The 20,292-nt window shown below is 72.9% G+C and carries 17 protein-coding genes and 4 pseudogenes; 16 read left to right on the top strand and 5 right to left on the bottom strand.

What is annotated here, in order from left to right:
- Positions 1 to 37 precede the first annotated feature (37 nt).
- Complete coding sequence (locus ACIO92_RS32230; RefSeq protein WP_401243096.1) at positions 38 to 1,231, bottom strand: glycosyltransferase; 1,194 nt, start codon at positions 1,229 to 1,231, stop codon at positions 38 to 40.
- Positions 1,232 to 1,289: 58 nt separating this feature from the next.
- On the opposite strand from ACIO92_RS32230, the gene ACIO92_RS32225 reads away from it, so the two are divergent.
- The 6 genes from ACIO92_RS32225 to ACIO92_RS32200 all read left to right on the top strand — a co-directional run bounded on the left by ACIO92_RS32225 (position 1,290) and on the right by ACIO92_RS32200 (position 8,310).
- Entirely contained in the window at positions 1,290 to 2,084 is a 795-nt protein-coding gene (locus ACIO92_RS32225) for an aspartate/glutamate racemase family protein (protein WP_366445887.1), read from the top strand.
- 72 nt (positions 2,085 to 2,156) lie between these two features.
- Positions 2,157 to 2,714: a hypothetical protein gene (locus tag ACIO92_RS32220; RefSeq protein WP_366445886.1), complete on the top strand. Its 558-nt coding sequence runs from the start codon at positions 2,157 to 2,159 to the stop codon at positions 2,712 to 2,714.
- A 520-nt stretch (positions 2,715 to 3,234) separates the two neighbouring features.
- Positions 3,235 to 4,836: an apolipoprotein N-acyltransferase gene (gene lnt / locus ACIO92_RS32215; RefSeq protein WP_366445885.1), complete on the top strand. Its 1,602-nt coding sequence runs from the start codon at positions 3,235 to 3,237 to the stop codon at positions 4,834 to 4,836.
- A gap of 43 nt (positions 4,837 to 4,879) precedes the next feature.
- Positions 4,880 to 5,362: an NUDIX domain-containing protein gene (locus ACIO92_RS32210; RefSeq protein ID WP_366445884.1), complete on the top strand. Its 483-nt coding sequence runs from the start codon at positions 4,880 to 4,882 to the stop codon at positions 5,360 to 5,362.
- Between the two features lie 55 nt (positions 5,363 to 5,417).
- Entirely contained in the window at positions 5,418 to 6,326 is a 909-nt protein-coding gene (locus ACIO92_RS32205; RefSeq protein WP_366445883.1) for a 3-hydroxybutyrate dehydrogenase, read from the top strand.
- A gap of 88 nt (positions 6,327 to 6,414) precedes the next feature.
- On the top strand, positions 6,415 to 8,310 hold the full coding sequence (locus tag ACIO92_RS32200) for a GAF domain-containing protein (protein ID WP_366445882.1): 1,896 nt from the start codon (positions 6,415 to 6,417) through the stop codon (positions 8,308 to 8,310).
- Positions 8,311 to 8,373: 63 nt separating this feature from the next.
- Here ACIO92_RS32200 and ACIO92_RS32195 read toward each other — a convergent pair whose 3' ends face one another.
- Positions 8,374 to 9,750 (bottom strand): MFS transporter, encoded by a 1,377-nt coding sequence (locus tag ACIO92_RS32195; RefSeq protein WP_366445881.1) that lies wholly within the window; start codon positions 9,748 to 9,750, stop codon positions 8,374 to 8,376.
- A 945-nt stretch (positions 9,751 to 10,695) separates the two neighbouring features.
- On the opposite strand from ACIO92_RS32195, the pseudogene ACIO92_RS32190 reads away from it, so the two are divergent.
- The 8 genes and pseudogenes from ACIO92_RS32190 to ACIO92_RS32155 all read left to right on the top strand — a co-directional run.
- Positions 10,696 to 11,005: pseudogene (locus ACIO92_RS32190) on the top strand (PucR family transcriptional regulator); the annotation flags it as partial.
- Between the two features lie 196 nt (positions 11,006 to 11,201).
- The gene (locus ACIO92_RS32185) at positions 11,202 to 11,435 is read left to right on the top strand and encodes a hypothetical protein (protein WP_402060818.1); all 234 of its coding nucleotides are present in this window, start codon (positions 11,202 to 11,204) and stop codon (positions 11,433 to 11,435) included.
- Positions 11,436 to 11,558: 123 nt separating this feature from the next.
- Positions 11,559 to 11,975, top strand: a complete 417-nt coding sequence (locus ACIO92_RS32180; protein WP_366445877.1) for a WXG100 family type VII secretion target — start codon at positions 11,559 to 11,561, stop codon at positions 11,973 to 11,975.
- A gap of 14 nt (positions 11,976 to 11,989) precedes the next feature.
- The gene (locus ACIO92_RS32175; protein WP_317876768.1) at positions 11,990 to 12,292 is read left to right on the top strand and encodes a WXG100 family type VII secretion target; all 303 of its coding nucleotides are present in this window, start codon (positions 11,990 to 11,992) and stop codon (positions 12,290 to 12,292) included.
- 50 nt (positions 12,293 to 12,342) lie between these two features.
- Positions 12,343 to 14,109, top strand: coding sequence for an RNase A-like domain-containing protein (locus ACIO92_RS32170; protein WP_402283934.1), 1,767 nt, complete (start codon positions 12,343 to 12,345; stop codon positions 14,107 to 14,109).
- A 17-nt stretch (positions 14,110 to 14,126) separates the two neighbouring features.
- Positions 14,127 to 14,876 carry a hypothetical protein gene (locus tag ACIO92_RS32165; protein ID WP_402283932.1) on the top strand — a complete coding sequence of 250 codons (750 nt, stop codon included), beginning with the start codon at positions 14,127 to 14,129 and terminating at the stop codon, positions 14,874 to 14,876.
- Complete coding sequence (locus tag ACIO92_RS32160) at positions 14,870 to 15,169, top strand: RNase A-like domain-containing protein (RefSeq protein WP_317876765.1); 300 nt, start codon at positions 14,870 to 14,872, stop codon at positions 15,167 to 15,169. Before ACIO92_RS32165 ends, ACIO92_RS32160 begins: the two co-directional genes overlap by 7 nt.
- A gap of 16 nt (positions 15,170 to 15,185) precedes the next feature.
- Complete coding sequence (locus tag ACIO92_RS32155) at positions 15,186 to 15,860, top strand: contact-dependent growth inhibition system immunity protein (RefSeq protein ID WP_401243073.1); 675 nt, start codon at positions 15,186 to 15,188, stop codon at positions 15,858 to 15,860.
- Here the strand turns inward: ACIO92_RS32155 and ACIO92_RS32150 are convergent.
- Positions 15,857 to 16,447, bottom strand: a pseudogene (locus ACIO92_RS32150) (BBE domain-containing protein); the annotation flags it as partial. The gene ACIO92_RS32155 and the pseudogene ACIO92_RS32150 overlap by 4 nt on opposite strands.
- Positions 16,448 to 16,675: 228 nt before the next feature.
- On the opposite strand from ACIO92_RS32150, the gene ACIO92_RS32145 reads away from it, so the two are divergent.
- Positions 16,676 to 17,125: a hypothetical protein gene (locus ACIO92_RS32145; RefSeq protein ID WP_402283930.1), complete on the top strand. Its 450-nt coding sequence runs from the start codon at positions 16,676 to 16,678 to the stop codon at positions 17,123 to 17,125.
- 167 nt (positions 17,126 to 17,292) lie between these two features.
- Positions 17,293 to 17,693 (top strand): annotated as a pseudogene (locus ACIO92_RS32140) (transposase); the annotation flags it as partial.
- On the opposite strand, the pseudogene ACIO92_RS32135 reads toward ACIO92_RS32140, so the two are convergent.
- A pseudogene (locus ACIO92_RS32135) lies at positions 17,686 to 18,393 on the bottom strand (asparagine synthetase B family protein); the annotation flags it as partial. The pseudogenes ACIO92_RS32140 and ACIO92_RS32135 sit on opposite strands and share 8 nt — an antisense overlap.
- A 730-nt stretch (positions 18,394 to 19,123) precedes the next feature.
- Complete coding sequence (locus ACIO92_RS32130; RefSeq protein WP_402283928.1) at positions 19,124 to 20,287, bottom strand: LLM class flavin-dependent oxidoreductase; 1,164 nt, start codon at positions 20,285 to 20,287, stop codon at positions 19,124 to 19,126.
- Positions 20,288 to 20,292: the final 5 nt, after the last annotated feature.

Below are 20,292 nucleotides of genomic sequence, written 5' to 3'. Positions count from 1 at the left end.
CCGCCCCCGGCCGCTCGCGGGGGCCGCCCGCACCCGGTCACCGTTCCCCCGCCGCCTCCGGCCGCGCGTACGTCCGCCCCTTCCACGCCGCGCCGACACCCCGGTGGTGGCGCACCGCCGAGTCCAGCGTCATCAGCAGATAGAGGAACGCGGTGAAGGGCAGCGACGGCGCCAGCCACAGCGACTGCCGGTAGTACCGCAGCATCGGCACGTACGTCCCCGCCATCACCGCCCACGCCGCACCACCCGCCCACGCCGCCGCCGCGTCCCCTCCCGCGAGCCCCCCGGCCAGCGCCACCGGCGGCACCAGATAGACCAGGACGAGGCCCGCCACCGTCCCCAGCAGCAGTACCGGGCTGTGCCGCAGCTGCGCGTACGCGCACCTCGCCACCATCCGCCACAGCTCACCGAGCCCCGGATAGGGACGCACGCTGTCGATCCGCTCCGCGAGCCCCAGCCAGATCCGCCCGCCCGAACGCCGCACCGCCCGCGCCAGCGAGACATCGTCGATCACCGCCTGCCGGATCGACTCCGGCACCCCCGCGGCCACCGCCGCCTCCGTCCGCAGCAGCACACAACCGCCCGCCGCCGCCGTCGCCCACGGCCGCCGCACCCGGTTGATCCAGCGGAACGGATACAACTGCGCGAAGAAGTAGACGAACGCGGGCACCACCAGCCGCTCCCATCCGGTCGTCACCCGCAGCCGGGCCATCTGCGACACCAGATCCAGCTCGTTCGCCACCGCCGCCGACACCAGCAGCCGCAGACTGTCCGGCTCGTGCGCGATGTCCGCGTCCGTGAGCAGCAGGAACTCCGGCTCCCGCGCGCGGGCCAGGGCCATGCCGTGCCGCAGCGCCCACAGCTTCCCCGTCCAGCCCGGCTCCGGCTCGCCCGGCGACACCACCGTCAGCGGCAGCCCCCCGCACCGGGCAGCGAGACCCGCCGCCAGCGCCCCCGTACCGTCCGTGCTCCCGTCGTCCACCAGGATCACCTCGGCGACCCCCGGATACTCCTGCGCCAGCAACGACGGCAGGCTCACCGGCAGCACCCCGGCCTCGTCCCGCGCCGGGACGACCACCACCACGCGCGGCCACCCCTCCGCCGCCACCCGCGCGCGTGCCCCGGACACCGGCGGCAGCCGCTGGTCCGTGCGCCAGAAGAACCCCTGGCCCAGCAGCAGCCAGACCCAGACGAGCAGCGAAGCGAGCGCGAACCAGGCGAGGGTGCTCATTCGCGGCAGTCTGCCCCAGAACGAGGGGGATGAGGAGCCCATCGGCTAGGGTGACCGGGTGAAGATCGCGCTCATGGACTCCGGAATCGGCCTCCTCCCGGCAGCGGCCGCGGTGCGGCGTCTCCGGCCCGACGCCGATCTGCTCCTGTCCAACGACCCCGACGGGATGCCGTGGGGCCCGCGCACCCCCGAGGACCTCACGGGCCGCGCCCTCGCCGTCGCCCTCGCCGCCGCCGAGCACGACCCGAGCGCCCTGATCGTGGCCTGCAACACCGCCACCGTCCACGCCCTGCCCGCGCTGCGGGCCGTCCTGGAACCGCACATCGCCGTCATCGGCACCGTGCCCGCGGTCAAGCCCGCGTCCGCCGACGGCGGCAAGGTCGCCATCTGGGCCACCCCCGCCACCACCGGCAGCACCTACCAGCGCGGACTCATCCGGGACTTCGCCGACGGAGCCGAGGTCACCGAGGTGCCCTGCCCCGGCCTCGCCGACGCCGTCGAGCACGCCGACCCCGAGGCCGTCGACCGTGCCGTCGCCGCCGCCGCCGCGCTCACCCCCCGGGACGTCCGCGCCGTCGTCCTCGGCTGCACCCACTACGAACTCGTCGAGGACCGCATCCTGGCCGCCCTCGCCACCCGCCGCAGGGGCGGACTCCCCCCGGTCGTCTTCCACGGCTCCGCCGACGCCGTCGCCGCCCAGGCGCTGCGCCGCGTCGGCGTCGGGGCCGCCCCCGGCGCCGCCCCGACCGGAATCCTCTCCGTCCTCCTCAGCGGGCGCCCCGGCCCCCTCCCCGCCACCGCCCTCGGATACGCGGAGGGCCGTCTCCTCGCGGCCGAGACCGCCGCCCACTGACCACCCGCCGGCCCCTGACTCCAGGTGACCGACCGGTCGCGCTCCGATGGGGGCGTGGGTACGCTTTCCGGCATGAGGCACCCCGCCCGGAACCCGCGCGCCGACGAACGGAGCCCCGTCGTCTGGACCGGCCGCGCCACCAACCGCTTCCAGTGGGTCGCGGCCCTGGCGGGCGCCGCCTTCATGGTCCTGGGCGTCACCCTCGCCGTCGAATCGCCCTGGACCTCGGGCGTCGCACCCCTCCTCATGGCCGTGATCGGCTGCGTCGCCGCCGGACTCCTCGTCCTCTTCGGCACGCTCGCCTTCGTCCATGTGGCCGTGAAGGTCGACGACCGCGCGATGGAGGTCCGCTGCGGCCACATCGGCCTCCCGCGCCGCCGCATCCTGCTCTCCCATGTCGTCGGCGCCGACTTCGCACCGAGCGTCACCCCGCGCCACTGGGGCGGCTGGGGCTACCGCTGGCGCCCCGAGAAGGGCACGGCCGTCGTCGTCCGGGGCGGCGAGGGCCTGGTCCTGCGCCTCGGCGACGGACGGACGTTCACCGTGACCGTCGACGACGCCGAATCGGCGGTCCGCGTCATCCGCGCCCACCTCGCCGACCCGCATCCCCCGGCCCCCACCGGCGCGTGACGCGCCGGGCGGTACCGGGGGGCGCCGTCCGACGCCGGGGCGGCCCGGCCAGGACCCGCCGACCGCTTGAGGAGCAGTACGGGTACGAGGAGCAGTACGGGTACGAGGTCGCCCCAGCTTCCGGCCTCTGCCCATGGACGCCGGTCACCCCTCCTTCCGGGGTCCTGACCGTAGACGCCGGTCGCCTCCTTCTGCCCGGCCCCCGCCCGCCCGTAGACGCCGAAAACCGACGCCACCCGCGCGCCCTGTCCGTATCCGCATACGCGGGTCACCCACTCCCGCTCCCCGCATACGCGGGCCACCCACACCCGCATACGGGCTCACCCGCTCCCGCGTCCTGTCCGTACCCTCCGGGCACCGCTCCGCCCGTGCTCCGGCGACGGGCCGGGCGGCCTCCGGCGGGACCCCGGCCCCGCACCCGGGACGCTCCGGCTCCGGACGGCCGCCTCCGCCCGGAGCGTTCTCGGTCCCGGCCCCACCGGCCGCCGGGCCGACAGGGGCGCCCCGTAGACTCCGCGAGGTGAGCACCACCATCACCCCCGTCGACGCGTCCGGAGCCGACCCCGCGCCCACGCCGGGTTCCCGGCTGCGGCGGCTCGTACGGCCCGGAACGGCCCTGCTGTCCGGGTTCCTGCTCTACCTGAGCTTCCCGCCGCGCCCCCTGTGGTGGCTCGCGCTGCCCGCCTTCGCTCTGCTCGGCTGGACCCTGCGGGGCCGTCGGCTCCGCGCCGGTTTCGGCCTCGGCTACCTCGCCGGGCTCGGTTTCCTGCTGCCGCTCCTCGTCTGGACCGGTGAGGAGGTCGGCCCCGTCCCCTGGCTCGCCCTCGCCTGCGTCGAGGCGCTGTTCGTCGCGGGCGCCGGACTCGGCATCGCCGCCGTCTCCCGGCTCCCGTGGTGGCCGTTCTTCGCCGCCGGGGTGTGGATCCTCGCGGAGGCGGCACGCGCGCGCGTGCCCTTCGGCGGCTTCCCCTGGGGCAAGATCGCCTTCGGGCAGGCCGACGGGATCTTCCTCCCCCTCGCCGCAGTGGGCGGCACCCCCGTGCTCGGCTTCGCCGTCGCCCTCTGCGGCTTCGGCCTGTACGAGGCGTACCGGCGGATCAGCGCCCGCCGAGCCACCGGCACCCTCCCGCGCGGCCCCGTCACCGCCGCCGCGCTCTCCGTGCTGCTGCCGGTCACCGGCGCCCTCGCCGCGCTCCCGCTGGTCGACGACTCGGCCGAGGACGGCACCGCCACCGTCGCCGCCGTCCAGGGAAACGTGCCCCGCCTCGGCCTCGACTTCAACGCACAGCGCCGCGCCGTCCTGGACAACCACGTCGCCCGCACCCATGAACTCGCCGACGACGTCAGGGCGGGCCGCGAACCGCAGCCCGACTTCGTCCTGTGGCCCGAGAACTCCTCGGACATCGACCCGTACGCGAACGCCGACGCGTCCGACGTGATCGACGGCGCCGTCCGCGACATCGGCGTCCCCACCGTCATCGGTGCGGTCGTCGCCCCCGAGACCGGCAAGCTCCGCAACACGCTCATCGAGTGGGACCCGAAGCGCGGCCCGGTCGCCACCTACGACAAGCGGCACGTCCAGCCCTTCGGCGAGTACATCCCGATGCGCTCCTTCGTCCGGATCTTCAACAGCGACGTCGACCGGGTCCGCCGCGACTTCGGCCCGGGAGGCAAGGTCGGCGTGTTCGACCTCGCCGGGACGAAGGTCGGCCTCGCCACCTGTTACGAGGCGGCCTTCGACTGGGCCGTCCGCGACACCGTCACCCACGGCGCCCAGCTGATCACCGTGCCCAGCAACAACGCCACCTTCGGCCGCAGCGAGATGACCTACCAGCAGCTGGCGATGTCCCGGGTCCGGGCGGTCGAGCACAGCCGGTCGGTCGTCGTGCCCGTCACCAGCGGGGTCAGCGCGATCATCCGCCCGGACGGGGAGATCGTCGCCGAGACGAAGATGTTCACCCCCGACGTCCTCGTCGAGAAGGTGCCGCTGCGTTCCTCGCTGACCCCGGCGACCCGGCTGGGAACCCTGCCCGAGGCGCTCCTGGTGGCGCTCGCCGCCGCCGGACTCGGCTGGTCCGTCCTCCGTTCCGTACGGGTCCGCAGGACCGGCCCCAGCTCCTGACGCGGCCCCGGCCCGGCACCGTAGATGATCTAGGGTCGGCCCCATGGCTACCCCAGACTTCATCCAGGCCCTGCGCGAGACCGTGGGCCATCAGCTCCTCTTCCTGCCGGGGGTGAGCGCCGTCGTCTTCGACGACCGGGGCCGGGTGCTGCTCGGGCGGCGGTCCGACGACGGACGCTGGGCGGTCGTCGGCGGCATCGTCGAACCCGGCGAGCAGCCCGCCGACTGCGCGGTCCGCGAGGTGTTCGAGGAGACGGCGGTGCACTGCGAGGTCGAGCGGATCGTGCTCGTCGAGACCCTGCGCAAGCCCGTCGTCTACCCCAACGGCGACCGCTGCCAGTTCATGGACGTCGCCTTCCGCTGCCGTGCGGTGGGCGGCGAGGCGCGCGTCAACGACGACGAGTCGACCGAGGTCGGCTGGTTCGACCTGGACGACCTGCCCGAGATGAAACGCTTCTCCCATCTGCGGATCGAGAAGGCCCTGGCCGATGAACCCACATGGTTCCGCACTACGGCAACCGACTGAACTATGTCTCCGGCACACATGGGTGGGGGAGGGGCCCGTTCATAGGGTGCGGAACATGAGCGCCCCCATCACCGCCCCCGGCTCCGGCACCACCCCGGGCCGGGCCGCCCCCGGCCCCGGCACCCCACCCGGCCGGGCCGTCCCGGGCCCCGCAGCCCCCGGGACGGCCACCCCCGCCGCCGCGCCCCTGTCCCGGGTCGTCGTCCTCGACCTCACCGGCCGCACCGCGCTCGTCACCGGCGCCGCCGGAGGCATCGGACGCGCCTGCGCCCTGCGGCTCGCCGCCTGCGGCGCCCGGGTCAGAGCCGTCGACCGGGCGGCCGACGGACTGGAGGCCCTGGCCGAGGCGGCCACCGGACTCCCCGGGAAGCTCGAACCCCGCCTCCTCGACCTCACCGATCTGGACGCCGCCGAGGCCGCCGCGGCGGGCGCCGACATCCTCGTCAACAACGCCGGACTCCAACTGGTCCGGCCCATCGAGGAGTTCCCCCCGGACGTCTTCCACACCGTCCTCACCGTGATGCTGGAAGCCCCCTTCCGGCTCATCCGGGGCGCCCTGCCCCACATGTACGCGCGCGGGTGGGGCCGTATCGTCAACCTGTCCTCCGTCCACGGACTGCGCGCCTCCGCCTTCAAGTCCGCTTACGTGTCCGCCAAGCACGGCCTTGAGGGGCTCTCCAAGACCGCCGCCCTGGAGGGCGCCCCGCACGGGGTCACCTCCAACTGCGTGAGCCCCGGCTACGTACGCACCCCGCTCGTCGAACGGCAGATCGCCGACCAGGCCGCCGCCCACGGCATCCCCCCGGAGCGGGTCCTGTCCGAGGTCCTCCTGAAGGACTCCGCGCTCAAGCGGCTCGTCGAACCCGAGGAGGTCGCCGAGGCCGTGCTCTACCTCTGCACCCCCCAGGCCTCGTTCATCACCGGCACCTCCCTCACCCTCGACGGCGGCTGGACCGCCCACTGAGCGACGGCCCGCCCCCCGAGCGGGCCCACCCCGGGAGCTTGTCCACAGGGGTGGTGCGACCACACCTACGGCAGGTATCCCTGTGTCCATGTCCCACGAACACGTCTCCTACCTGGAACTCCTCGCCCGAGGCGCCGCCACGGAGGCCTACGACCGGCCCGTGCTGCTCGCCCGCGCGAGCGGCGCGGGCCCCGAGGCGCTGGCCGGACTCGAAGAGGCCAAACAGCTCGCCCTGCGCGTCCGGGCCGAACTGGAGGGGCGGCGGCGCCGCGAGGCGGAACTCTCCGCCCTCTTCGCCACCGCCCACGACCTCGCGGGACTCCGCGACCTCGACGCGGTCCTCCGCGCCATCGTCCAGCGCGCCCGCGCCCTCCTCGGCACCGAGGTCGCCTACCTCAGCCTCAACGACCCGGCGGCGGGGGACACCTACATGCGGGTCACCGAGGGCTCGGTCTCCGCCCGGTTCCAGCAGCTCAGACTGGGCATGGGCGAAGGGCTCGGCGGCCTCGTCGCCCAGACCGCCCGCCCGTACGTCACCGACGACTACTTCGACGACGCGCGCTTCCAGCACACCCGGACCATCGACACGGCCGTACGCGACGAGGGCCTCGTCGCCATCCTCGGCGTCCCCCTCAGCCTCGGCAGCCAGGTCATCGGCGTCCTGTTCGCCGCCGACCGCAGGGCCAGGGTCTTCGGCCGCGAACAGGTCGCCCTGCTCGGCTCCTTCGCCGCGCACGCCGCCGTCGCCATCGACACGGCCAACCTGCTCGCCGAGACCCGCTCGGCCCTCGCCGAACTGGAACGCGCCAACGACATCATCCGCGAGCACAGCGGAGTCATCGAGCGGGCCTCCGAGGTCCACGACCGGCTCTCCGAACTGGTCCTGCACGGCGGCGGCGTCCAGGACGTCGCCGAAGCCGTCTCCGAAGTCCTCGGCGGCACGGTCGAGTTCACCGAGGAGGGCGCGGGCACCGCCCGGCACGCGGGCGGCCACGCGGTCCGCGACGGCGCCGACTGGGTCGCCGCCGTCTCCGCGGGCGGCGAGACCCTGGGCGCCCTCGTCCTCCACGGACAGCCCGACCTCGACCCCGTCGACCAGCGCACCCTGGAGCGGGCCGCCCTGGTCACCTCGCTCCTGCTGCTCGCCCGCCGCTCGGCGGGCGAGGCCGAACAGCGGGTGCGCGGCGAACTCCTCGACGACCTCCTCGACGCGCCCGACCGCGACCGCAGCCTGCTCCGCGAGCGCGCCGCCCGGCTCCGCGCCGACAGCGAGGCCCCGCACGTGGTGCTCGCCGCCCGGATCGACCGGCCGTCCGAGAGCGCGGCCGACCCCGACGCGGGCGGACGGGAGAGCGCCGACCGGCAGCGCCTGTGGGCCGCGGCCACCCATCTGGCCGCCACCCGCCACGGACTGGCCTCGGCACGCGACGGCGGCACCGTCCTGCTGCTGCCCCTGGGCTCCGGGGAGAGCGCCGCCGACCTCGCCCGGCAGACCGCCCGCGGCCTCGGCGGCACCCTGCGCGAGCCGGTCACCGTCGGCGCCTCCGCCGCCGTACGCGCCCCGCTCGACCACCCGGACCTGGTCGGCCTCGCGTACGAGGAGGCCCGCCGCTGCCTCGACGCGCTCCGCCTCCTGCACCGCTCGGGTCAGGGCGCCGCCGCCGAGGACCTCGGTTTCCTGGGCCTGCTGCTCGCCGACGGCCGGGACATCGACGGCTTCGTGGACCGTACGATCGGCCAGGTCGTCGCCTACGACCGGCGCCGCGGCACCGACCTGGTCCGCACCCTCGACGCGTACTTCGCCGGCGGCATGAGCCCCGCCCGCACCAAGGACGCGCTCCACGTCCACGTCAACACGGTGGCCCAGCGCCTGGAACGGGTCGGCCGGCTCCTCGGCCCCGACTGGCAGTCCCCGGCCCGCGCCCTGGAGATCCAGCTGGCACTGCGCCTGCACGCGCTCTCCGACGCGGTCACCGGACGCTGACGCGGGACGGCCCGTGCCCCGCTCGGCGGGGAGCGGGGCACGGGCCGATCCGCAAGGCGCCGGTCAGGCGTCGGCGCGGACCCGGGCGTCGGGGACGGTCCGTTCCTCGATCTCCCCGAGGTCGCGGTCGCGGGTCTCCCGGGCGCACACGACGGCGACGACGGTGAGCAGCGCGGCGGCCATCACGTACAGGGAGATCGGGGTCGAGGTGCCGTGGTCGGCGAGCAGCGCCGTCGCGACGAGCGGGGCGGGCGCCCCGGCGGCCACCGAGGAGAACTGGGCGCCGATCGACGCTCCCGAGTAGCGCATCCGGGTCGCGAACATCTCGGAGAAGAAGGCGGCCTGCGGCGCGTACATGGCGCCGTGCAGGACCAGTCCGACGGTCACCGCGAGCAGCAGGCTGCCGAAGGTTCCCCGGTCGATCAGCGAGAAGAAGGGGAACATCCAGGCGCCGACGCCGACCGCCCCGATCAGGTACACGGGCCGGCGGCCCAGCCGGTCGGAGAGCGCGCCCCAGAGCGGGATCACGGCGAAGTGCACGGCGGAACCGATGAGAACGGTGTTCAGCGCCGTCTGCTTGGAGAGCCCGACCTGGGTGGTCGCGTACACCAGGATGAACGCGGTGATCACGTAGTACGAGATGTTCTCGGCCATCCGGGCGCCCATGGCGATCAGCACATCGCGCCAGTGGTGCTTGAGCACGGCCACCAGCGGCATCTTCTCGGCGGCGGTGGCGGCCCCGGGCTCGGACGTGCGCCGCTCGGCGGCGGCGAGGGCCGCCTTGAAGACCGGCGACTCGTCCACGGACAGCCGGATCCAGAGCCCGACGATCACCAGCACACCGGAGAGGAGGAAGGGGACGCGCCAGCCCCAGGAGGCGAAGGCCGCGTCGGAGAGCAGCGCGGTCAGCGCCGACAGCACACCCGTCGCGAGCAACTGCCCGGCGGGCGCCCCGGTCTGCGGCCAGGACGCCCAGAAGCCGCGCCGCTTGGCGTCCCCGTGCTCGGACACGAGGAGGACGGCCCCGCCCCACTCGCCGCCGAGCGCGAAGCCCTGCACCAGCCGCAGCACCGTCAGGAGGACCGGGGCGGCGGACCCGATGGTGGCGTGGGTCGGCAGCAGCCCGATCGCGAACGTCGCCCCGCCCATCAGCAGCAGGCTGAGCACCAGCAGCTTCTTCCGCCCGAGCCGGTCCCCGTAGTGCCCGAACACCAACGCGCCGAGCGGCCGCGCGGCGAACCCGACCGCGTACGTCAGGAAGGACAGCAGGGTCCCGACCAACGGATCGGACTCGGGGAAGAACAGCTTGTTGAACACGAGCGCGGCGGCGGACCCGTACAGGAAGAAGTCGTACCACTCGATGGTCGTGCCGATGAGACTGGCGGCGACGATGCGCTTGAGCGAACCGGGTGGCGTGGGGGAGGGAGTTGCGGCGGCCATGTGCACCACTTCCAGGCGGGTACGGGGACGTATCGGTGTCGCCACACCGTAGGAAGGGGCAGGTCAGGGGCGTATGTGGTGGGACACCATAGTTCGGGCGTGCCGTGTGCGCCCGGCCTCCATGGCCTGCTGCGGTGGCCCTGACGAAGGCCCGAGAGGGGCCGGGAGGGAGGCTGTCCCGGGTTGCGCTGATCGGGCACGTTTTGGTGGTGCGGTGCCGACTCCCGTGCTGGTTCGGTGCTGACTACGCAGCGTTGAACTCCGACATCTGCGACAGACCGGTTCCGATGGATGCGTCAAGGCCGGTCGCAGGTTGCGATCCCGCATGTGTGGTGCTGCTCGCCCTGGGGGTCATGCCCCTTGGAGGGTGTTTCCGCTGCTCTGATGCTTCGGGGAGCGGCTTCGGCGCGTGCGCTTCCGAGATGGAGTGCTGCTCCAGCATCGAAGAGATCTTCTTGAAGTCGTCGCCCTCGGGGCGCTGACCTGCGTTGACGTCCCAATTAGGCGGCCTGGCCAGCGAGTTTGCTCCTTTCTGGAGCTTTCACGGTGACGCTGTTTTGCGCGGTCGATTCTCCCCAGCGGCTCCTCCGGTCGGCTCATTCTCCCCGGATTCTCCCCAGCGGGAGTTGGACTGGGGGGCGGATCGTTGCTGGTCAGGAGCAGGCCACGAATGCTGCCCGTGTCGCGCAGCGTAGCCACCTCGCATGTCGGGAATCGATGGTGTCCTCTAGAGGAGGTCGGCAGCTGCATCGGTCGTGGTGTGGTGCCCCGGGTCGGCGCCGGGGCAAGCCCAGCGTCAGGCCTGGCACGGTCATCGCAGGCAAGGCGTGCTCGCCCCGGGCTATCCGCGCCGCAGGCGGTGCGTCCGGGCTGTGAGCCCGGAGCGAGCGGGCCGGAAGGCCAACCGCCTGCGGCGCGGATAGGCCGGAGGCAGACCACCGGGCCGACGTCGGCGCGTACGTCGAGCGTGTTCTCGGCCCCGTCCTCGCCTACGACACCGAGCGCGGCACCGAACTGGTGCGCCCCCTGCACGCCTACTACGTCCAAGGGGGCCAGCCTCCCGCGCGAAGGACGCCCTCCACGTCCACGTGAACACCGTCGTTCAGCGCCTCGACCGCGTCGGGCAGCTCCTGGGCCCCGACTGGAACACCCCGGCCGGCGCCCTGGACACCCACTTGCGCTCCGCCTCCACCACCTCGTCCGGCACGGGCGGCCACTGAACCCGGCGGGTCAGGGGGGCAGGCTGCGGCGATAGCGCCGAGACGGTCCTGCACACCGCCTACCAGGAGCTCTACACCCTCGCCGGGCGCGGCCCGCTGACGTTCACCGGGCCCGCGTTCGTCCGCTTCCACGGCCTGTGCGACGACGAGAACGCGACCCTCGTCGAGGCGTGCCTGCCGTTCTGGACGGACGGCGCGCAGTCGGCGGAGGAGCTGCCGGAGGGCACGTACGTGAAGGACCTCCCGGAGAACTCCGCCGCCTGCGTGGAGGTCGTCGGCGAGGCCGCCGCCTTCCCCGCCATCCTCACCGCGTACGACTCCGCCGCCTCCTGGACCACCGACCACGGCTTCGCCTTCGCGGGCCCGGTCCGTATGGTCCACCGGCGGTGGGCGGGAGCCGTCGGACACCCGGACAACCGGGTGGAGATCGTGTGGCCCTTCGAGGAGAGGAGCGTCGAGGCCTGATCTAAATCGCGCCATCACGATCAGGCTTCCTGACGACTTCTCAACTTCCTTTGTAATAATCCTACTTGTAGGTTCCGGGCGTGCGGCGGATCGTCGCGCGACCGACGGGGAGGCGGGGCTGCCATGGCAGTGGGGGATCCCGATCTGAGAGTGCCCGAGGACGACGGGCTGGCCAAGCTGGCCGGCGACCTGGACTCCATGCAGCGGCATCTCGACAACCAGGTCCGGCGGATGGACGGGATCGTCGACCGGATCCAGGCCCGTTGGCGCGGCGCCACCGGGGACGTCTACCGGACCCTCCACACCGAGGCCGCGCAGGACGCCGTACGCATCCGGGAGCACCTGCGGCTCCTGGAGGAGGCGGTCCGGTTCAGCCGGAACGGGTTCAGCGAACAGGAGCTGGAGGTGCTGTCCCGGCTGCGGAAGCTCCAGGGCCAGATCGACGTGGCCCGGGAGGCGAACGCCCTCCAGGCGCCGCCGCCGGGCGCTCCGGCCGCCGAGTCCGCGCCCGTCCCCCGCAGTCGTATCGAAGACGTGTAGGGGGAGGAGCGGACATGGCGGGCGACGACCGGATAGCCGTGGACATCACCGCGTTGCAGGCGATGTCCGGGGAGCTGGAGGAGATCCTCCGGAAGCTGAACGAGCAACTGGCCGAGCTGTACGAGCGCACCGAACGGGTGGTCCTCGGCTGGCAGGGCGAGGCCCGCGAGGAGTTCGTGATCACCCTCGACCGGTGGGCCAAGGACATGGAGGACCTGAAGGCCACGCAGGCCTGGTTGCACACCTCGGTGACCACCTCCCACGCCAACTACTCTGCCGCCCACCAGGCGGTCCTGCGCGGCTGGGGGGCCGCCTGATGGCCACTCCGCCGCCGCCCACGGGGGGTAGCGGGAACGGGCAGCCGAACGTGCCGGCGGTTCCGTCGCCCGTCCCGGGGAAGCTCTACGACCCCCAGGGCAAGGACATCTCCCAGGGCCAGACACTCAAACCGCCCGACCCGGACAAAGAGGTCCAGGACCTCAAGCCGTCCGTGGACCCGGGGGGGTTCCCGAGCGGCTTCGACGTCGACCCGACGCACGTCTGGTACACCTCGTACCTCATCCGCAACCACCAGACGGCCTTCGACAAGGCTCCCCGGCACCTCCTGGGCACCTTGGAGGGCCACAAGCACGTGTGCGGGGTCGGCTCGGGCCCGGAGGCGTTCGAGCGGGCGTACGACGACATCTCCGGCCGCTACCTGGACGTGTGGGCGGCCTCGGTGGTCGCCGTCGGCGGCGTCTCGACCGGCCTGACCATCACCGCGAACAACTACGTCGCGGCCGAGTACGCCTCCCACCCGTCCTGGGGCGCCCCCACCAGCCTGAAGGGGATACCAGACGTCATACGCACCGTGCCGGACTACGGGAAGGCGCCGTTCCTGGGCTGGCGGACCGGCGGCGGCGACACCTTCGCCGAGGGGATCATCAACGAAGTCCTCGGGGTCATCGGCACCGCCATCCAGTGGGTGATCCGAGAGGCGATGGAAAAGGCCCTCCACCATGGCAAGGTCGGTCAGATCACCCCGGGCGGCGACGACATCGAACTGCCGCTGGTGGCGGCGGCCTGGCGGAAGGTCGCGCAGGACGCCGAGAAGTCCGGCGCCGACCTGGACGCGGCGATCGACTACCTGAGGAACCCCGACGCCGCCGCGGTGGAATGGCAGTCGGCGATGAAGCAGTTCGCGTCCAGCCTGTGGGGGACCGCCTCTTGGGGCAAGGGCGCCGCGAGCCCCGTCGCCCAGGGCTACGACTGGAAGCACCCCCCGCTCCATATGACCCGGCAGCCGGTGCTCCGGATCCTGGTCGACAAGGCGCGGGCGATCGCCGACATCCTCGACGCGTTCGCCACGGCGGTGCGGGACGTCCGCAAGGTGATCGAGCACGAGTACATCGAGGCGGCCAAGGAACTGGCGAAGTCGGACAGTTTCAAGAACTTCCTGAAGGACGTCGGCTCCCTGCTCACGGGCCCGGCGGGACTCGCCAAGAACTTCCTGGACAACCTGAACGAGGGCGCGCTCAACGCGGGCGTGGACCGGTACAACAACAAGACGCACGACCTCGCCCGGCAACTGAACGACCTCAGGCCCGTCCTGGACGAGGCCCGGCGGAGCGTCCCCGGCTTCATGGCGGAGGAGGCCCGCGCGCAGACGGTGGGCGCCCGCTCCATCGAAGGGTACGGAAAGGACCACAACTGGACGGTGGCACCGGGTCAGGAGACCGTCCATCCGTACCCCATCGACCTCGCCAACCAGGAGGACATGAAGGTCGGCAACCAGTCGGCGCACACCATCGACCGTCACGTGGGACTCACCCCGGAGCAGTTGCAGAGGCGCATGCGGGACGCGAACCCGCCCGCCGCCTCCTCGTTCGCCGACCTCACCACCGCACAGCGATTCGTCCAGGAAGCGATCGACAGGCACTCCGCCGAAATCGCTCAGAAGATCAAGGACAACCCGAACGCCGCCATCCCGATGGATCCCTTCACGATCGACTTCACCCCGCAGGTCACCGGCGTCTCCGTGACCAGCCCCAACGGCACACCCGTCCCCGTACACAATGTGAAGGTCCGTCTTCAGCTCGCCCCCGACCGCCAGCCCCCGTTCATCGTCGTCACCGCTTTCCCGGATTCGCCCTAGCCCGTCAGGAACCGCCCGTGCACGAGGTCCACTTCCGCTACGCAGCCGCGCGTACCCTTCTCGCGCCCTTCTTCTCCCGCGCCACGCCCGGCATCCCCGCCGATCCGGCCGCGCGGGAGGCCGCGCTCCAGGCCCCGCTGAGGGTGCTCTGGGACCGGTCGGAACGGGGCGGCGTGAACGTGTACGAGGCGGCGCAGGAGGTGCGGGGGCTGGCCGATGCCGTCGCGGCGGGAGCGGTCGGGGCCTCGCGGGTCCCCGACGACCTGTGGGAGCTGGCCGCCCGGTCCGGCCCCGGCGGTGACCCGTCGGCACTCCAGGAGATCGCCGCGTACGTGGACACGTGGCAGGCCTCCATCGACCAGAAACTCGCCGCCGCCGAGCCGACCGTGTGGGAGCTGAGCCAGCGGTTCCCGAAACTGACCGGCATACTCGACCTCTACTTCGGCCAGGACGGCATCGCCCTGGAGGACGAGGACCTGTCCGACGAGGACGGCATCGGCCTGTACGTCGCGACTTGGCACCCGCTCGGCGCGTGCTCGTGGCGGTTCTCCCCCGTCGTCGCCGAATGCGCCGAAGCCCTCGCCCTCTTCCAGGACGACACCACCCTCCGCCGCTTCTTTGCCGACGAGCTCGGTCTCGGCTCCGGCTCCCACACGTCCTGGTCCGCCTGGCTGACCCTGATCTCCGAGGTCCTGACCACCCACCTGCGCCAGGAGCACGGCCCGTGCTCCTGGACCTCCGGCCGAGAGGGGCACTCCCCGTGCTGACACGTTCCGCCGCCTACCCGGACCGGGAGACCGCGCACTGGGCCACCCAGGCCGTGGTCACGCAGAACGAGCAGGTGGTGCACCGGTGGCTGACCCGGCCGGACCGCGCGCGGCTCACCATCGAGGCGTACTGGCCGTCCCGCCCCGAGCCGGTCGGGCAGGTGTTGCTCCAGGGGGAGATGCTGGCCGGTCACGGGCCGGTGGACGTGCGGGCCGCCCGCGTGATCCTGAAGCGCGACCCGGAGCATCCGCTCGGGTTCACCGTGCACGCCACCTTCCCGATCCACCCGTGACAGGAGACCGCCTCCCATGCCGCTGACCCCGCTCCAGCACGACCCCCGGTACGGGGAGATGGACCAGGTCCTCCGCGCGTACGCCGGCCAGCGCGCCGACGACACCGAGGAGAAGCCGAGCGTGGCGCTGACCGCGTACCTGCGCCACACCTGGCACAGCAGGCCGTGGGCGGTCGGGATCGCCGAGAGCCAGCTGCGCGAGTACGCCCGCAACCCTCCGGGGCCGCTGCTGCTGCGGCTGGGCGAGGTGTACCCGCTGCCCGACCCGGGGCTCGACGGGGCCGAGATCCAGGCCTGGCTGCTCACCGTCGCCGGGCATCTGCGCCGCTGCCTCGCGGAGGGCGACATGCCGCCGTCGGGGGCGCCGCAGACCCGTTGGGAGTGGCAGGCCCGGTTCCCCGAGCTCGGGCAGCTGCTCGGCGGCTGGTTCTCCCAGGACCACGGCGTGGAGTTCCAGGACCACGAGGAGGCCCTGCGGGACTACCTGGAGGTCACGGACCCGTCGCTGGCGGCCCGGCTGTGCGGGGAGGCGTACGAGCTGCTGGCCCTGCGGCTGGACGAGTCGGACTACGCGTACGGGCTGTCCCTGCTGGGCCTGGAGGTGGACCCGCCCGTCCCGTACACCCACGGCGCCTGGCTGGGGATCATCGCCGAGGAGGTCCTGCGGGGCCGCTGGTCCCGGCTCTCCTAGCTCCCCGCCGGCCCGATGTTCTGGTTGTGAAGGAACACGTTGTCCGGGTCGTACGTCCGCTTCACTCGGCCAGCCGGTCGTAGTGTCCGCGGTAGGTGGCCCGGACGCGGGCGTCGGGTTCGTCGGCGCCGAGGAAGTTCACGTACGCGCCGCCCATCGAGTGCGGGTGCAGGGCGTCCCAGTAGCCGACGGCCCAGTCGCGGATGCGGTCCGAGTCGGAGGGCTGCGGGCTGATGCCGCCGATCACGCCGGACCGGACCGCGTCGCGGTAGGCCCGGGCCGTGTCCATGGGGCCGGGGCAGTGGGCCGCGCCGTCGACCGGATACGGGTGCATGGTGGAGAGTTCGGTGGGGAGGTTCTCCAGGAAGGCGCGGTGCACGTCGATCGCGCCGTCGGTGACGCGGTCGGAGAAGTCGCCGCGCCAGCACCACTGCAGGCCCTTCGGGATGAGGTCGTCGAACATCACCTGGGGGGGCCGGGTACGGGATCGGTGTCGCGAAGTGGAAGGCGGGCGGCGCCGGTTCGGCGACCCCGGCGAAGGTCCGGTTCAGTTCCTCCTCGTCCGGCGAGCCCGTGGAGCACCACACCGTGCGGCGGTGTCGGGGTCCTCGCCGGAGCGGCGTTGCGTGGTCCGGCGCGCGGAGGTGGCTCGTCCGACGGACAGGTGCACCGACCGAGCCCGTCCGCGACTGCGGACGGCGGCCCCATCGGGACGGGGCGGTGCGACGGAAGCAGGGAATGGCCGCGGCATACGATCGCGGTGAAGGCGAAGCACCGGGCCGAGATTCCGGTACCGGTGTGAGGGAGGGGCCAGGATGTTCGGTCGGAAGAAGAAGCGCAGGGCGTCTCTCGACGATCTGATGGCGCAGCTCAGGCCTGACCTGAGTCGGGAATCGCTCGGTGTCGGGCCCGACTTCCCGGGCGTCGCCCCGAACCCGTTCCTGAGCAGTGACGCGAGGAAGCGCGATGCGGAACTGCGTACGGGGGCGCTTGCGCTCGGCGTTCTCGTCGACTGGCGCGAGGTCAACAGCAATCCACGCGTGGTCCTGATGTTCGACGTGGAGACCGCCGACGGCATCTCGTTCCGCGGTATCGCGGACGAAGCCCTCACGATCACCGAGCTCACCCGGCTCGTCCCCGGACAGATGTTGCCCGTGCGCTACCGGCCGGCCGTCATGGACCACTACGTCGCCCTTGCCCGGGACGCGGACCCCGCCCAGGTACAGCAGCTCTCCGACGAGATCGCGAGCCGCAAGCGCACCTGACCCGAAGCCATCGGCCGGACCCGACGCCAAGGCCCTGGCTTGCGGCGACCGTCAACGCGTAGCCGGGGGGTTGAGGAACATCCATGCCGGATCGTGCGCTAAGAGGAGCTAACAGAAGGCTGGGCTGGTGGTCATGTCTTCTTGTGAGGTGGCTCGTCGAGCCTTCCATGGGGAAGGGACCGCCGCGGCTGGTGTCGGATGACTTGTGGGGGCGGGTCGAGCCGTTGCTGCCGGCCAGGCAGCAGCGGTCCCAGCGTCTTGGGCGTCCGCCACTGGACGACCGGGGCTGCTTGCAAGGGATCCTGTTCGTGCCGCACACCGGGATCCAGTGGGAGTGGCTGCCCCAGGAACTGGGCTTCGGCTCCGGGATGACCTGCTGGCGCCGGATGAGGGACTGGCATCAGGCCGGGGTGTGGGACCGGCTGCACGAGATGCTGCTGACCGAACTGCACCGCGCCGGTGAACTGGACTGGTCGCGGGCGGTGATCGACGGCTCTCAGCACCAGGCCCGTCGAGGCGGCCCAAAACGGGGCCGAGCCCGGTCGACCGCGCCCGGCCTGGCGGTCGTCGGTGTGGGCGCGGGTGCGGGTGCGCAGTGACCAGTAGACGTGTCGGTGCGGTCCGCTCCGGTCGACGGTGACGACGGTGCCGGGCTCGATCTCGCGCATTCCTTCCCGGACGGCGTGGCCGGGGGTCTTGACGAAGGCGAACAGCTCGCGGAGGCCGTCGAGGCCGGCCTTGCGGGCGGTGAGCGGATTGGCGAGGATCGCTTTCGGTTCGGAGCCGAACAGGACGCCGTCGGGGGTGGGGTGGTGGTAGAGGGGTTTGATGCCCGTCCGGTCGCGGATCATGACGAGCCGTTGGAGATGCTCGTCCCATATCGCGCAGGCGCACATGCCGTTGAGGCGTTCGGCGGCGGCCTCGCCCCACTCCAGGTAGCCGCGGAGGACGGCCTCGGTGTCGGAGCCGGTGGTGAAGCGGTGGCCCCGTGAGACGAGTTCCGCGCGCAGCTCGGTGTGGTTGTACGTTTCGCCCGAGTAGACGATGACGACGGGGTTTCCGTCCGGGCGCTCGGCGGTCATCGGCTGGTGTCCGCCGGGCAGGTCGATGACGGCGAGGCGGCGGTGTCCGGGAGCGGCGGGCCCGTGCACCCAGGTGCCCCGGGCGTCGGGCCCTCGGCAGGCCATCGTCTCGGTCATCGCGTCCACGGTCTCCTGCGCGCAACGCAGATCACGGTCGAAGGAGATCCATCCGGCGATGCCATACATGCCATCTCCTCCTGGTCTACCGGTGCCGCCGGTCCTGGCGCTGATCCGTACTGGCGCGGACAGCGTTCCTGGCTGCCGCCGGACAGCACGGAACGGGCGCGACGGTGCCCGGGGGCGGAGCAGCCCCGCGTACTCGACGCACCGAGCACCGAGCACCGGTTGTATCGAGCACCTATACGAAGCGTCGTCCTCGGCCGTCACCCCGTCAACCCGCCCGGAATCCACCCGTTCGACCGCGCCGGTCCGTCGCCCCGGCTCCGGGAGAACACCGGTGCGGGGCTCTGAACTGCGCCTCTCCGGAGCCCCCGACCCGGCCGGGGCGGGACGGGACGGGCGGCGGGATGGGCTGCGCCATACGCGGGCGCGGGAGAGGCTTTACCCGTACGCGGTGAAACGCGGGGCGGCCCGGGGCGCGGGTGAGCGGGTGCGGGGCGACCGGTGGCATGTGCGTACGGTGCGCGTCGCGGTCCTGCCCGCTCGCCCCGCTCGGCCCCGCTCGTCCTGCGGCTCCGGCTCGCCCCGCGGCCCAGGCGTACGAGTCCGCCGACGCGGGACCGCGCGGCGAGCGGTCGGGCGGCGCCCGTCACGGCGGGGGCACGGCCGGGCGGGTCGAGGAGGTACCGGTTCCGGCGGGCCAGGACGTCGAGGGGTCGGCCGACGGGGGAGGGCGAGGTGATTTCCGCGTACGCCTCCCTGCGCGCAGTACGTAGGGAGCCCGGCGCGGTGCCGCTCAGCCCGCCGTGCCGCCGGGTGCGCCGACGAAGGGCACGCGCGTGCTCGACGGCTCTGCGGGGCCGGCCGGGTGGGTCCACAGCCCCCGGGCGCCGAGGAGGGGGAGGACGCCTTCGCCGAACCAGTACGCCTCCTCGACGTGCGGGTGCCCGGAGAGGATGAACTCGTCGATGCCCAGCCGGTGGTACTCGGCGATCCGCTCGGCCACATCGGTGTGGCTGCCGACGAGCGCGGTGCCCGCGCCGCCGCGGACCAGACCGATTCCGGCCCAGAGGTTGGGGGAGACCTCCAGGCCGGAGCTGCTGCCGTGGTGCAGGGCGAGCATCCGGCGCTGGCCCTCGGACTCGCTGCGGCCCAGACCCGCCTGGACGGCCCGCACGGCGGCCGGGTCGAAGCCCCGCAGAAGACGTTCGGCCTCGGCCCACGCCTGTTCCGAGGTGTCGCGGGTGATCACATGAAGCCTGATCCCGAAGCGCACGCGGCGCCCCCGGGCGGCGGTGAGGCCGCGGATCCAGGCGATCTTCCCGGCGACGGCGGCAGGCGGTTCGCCCCAGGTCAGGTAGACGTCGCTGTACTCGGCCGCCACGTCACCGGCGGCGGGCGAGGACCCGCCGAAGTAGACCTCGGGCACGGGATCGGGCAGTCGGCCCAGCCGCGCGTCCTCCACTCGGAGGTGCTCCCCATGCAGATCGACGGTCCCGCCCCGCCACAGCTCCCGCACGATCTGCAGGAACTCGCCGGTGCGGGCGTAGCGGGCGTCCTTGTCCAGGAAGTCGCCGTACGCCCGCTGCTCGTGGCTCTCACCTCCGGTGACGACGTTCAGGAGCAGTCGTCCGCCGGTGTGCCGTTGGAAGGTCGCGGCCATCTGCGCGGCCAGGGTCGGGGCGACGGAGCCGGGGCGGAAGGCGACCAGGAACTTGAGCCGTTCGGTCTCCCCCGCGAGCATCGCGGTGGTGAGCCAGGCGTCCTCGCACCAGGCGCCGGTGGGGGTCAGCGCGCCGACGAATCCGAGCTGCTCGGCGGCGCGGGCGATCTGGGTGAGGTAGCCGAGGGTGGCGGGCCGGTCGCCACCGGCGCTCCCGGCCGCGAGCCCGTGGCCGCCTCCCACGACGTGACGGCTGTCGCCGTAGGTGGGCAGGAACCAGTGGAAGGTCAGGGCCATCGGGT

The sequence above is a fragment of the Streptomyces sp. NPDC087215 genome, from assembly GCF_044744885.1.
GTDB lineage: Bacteria > Actinomycetota > Actinomycetes > Streptomycetales > Streptomycetaceae > Streptomyces.
This window is presented reverse-complemented; position numbering and strand designations above follow the sequence as displayed.

Excerpts from the sequence above, each read along its gene's own strand:
- ACIO92_RS32195 (WP_366445881.1), bottom strand. The coding sequence starts at position 9,750 with ATGGCCGCCGCAACTCCCTCCCCCACGCCACCCGGTTCGCTCAAGCGC.
- ACIO92_RS32180 (WP_366445877.1), top strand. The coding sequence starts at position 11,559 with ATGGCAGTGGGGGATCCCGATCTGAGAGTGCCCGAGGACGACGGGCTG.
- ACIO92_RS32200 (WP_366445882.1), top strand. The coding sequence starts at position 6,415 with ATGTCCCACGAACACGTCTCCTACCTGGAACTCCTCGCCCGAGGCGCC.
- ACIO92_RS32220 (WP_366445886.1), top strand. The coding sequence starts at position 2,157 with ATGAGGCACCCCGCCCGGAACCCGCGCGCCGACGAACGGAGCCCCGTC.
- ACIO92_RS32230 (WP_401243096.1), bottom strand. The coding sequence starts at position 1,231 with ATGAGCACCCTCGCCTGGTTCGCGCTCGCTTCGCTGCTCGTCTGGGTC.
- ACIO92_RS32155 (WP_401243073.1), top strand. The coding sequence starts at position 15,186 with ATGCCGCTGACCCCGCTCCAGCACGACCCCCGGTACGGGGAGATGGAC.
- ACIO92_RS32145 (WP_402283930.1), top strand. The coding sequence starts at position 16,676 with ATGTTCGGTCGGAAGAAGAAGCGCAGGGCGTCTCTCGACGATCTGATG.
- ACIO92_RS32210 (WP_366445884.1), top strand. The coding sequence starts at position 4,880 with ATGGCTACCCCAGACTTCATCCAGGCCCTGCGCGAGACCGTGGGCCAT.
- ACIO92_RS32130 (WP_402283928.1), bottom strand. The coding sequence starts at position 20,287 with ATGGCCCTGACCTTCCACTGGTTCCTGCCCACCTACGGCGACAGCCGT.
- ACIO92_RS32175 (WP_317876768.1), top strand. The coding sequence starts at position 11,990 with ATGGCGGGCGACGACCGGATAGCCGTGGACATCACCGCGTTGCAGGCG.
- ACIO92_RS32205 (WP_366445883.1), top strand. The coding sequence starts at position 5,418 with ATGAGCGCCCCCATCACCGCCCCCGGCTCCGGCACCACCCCGGGCCGG.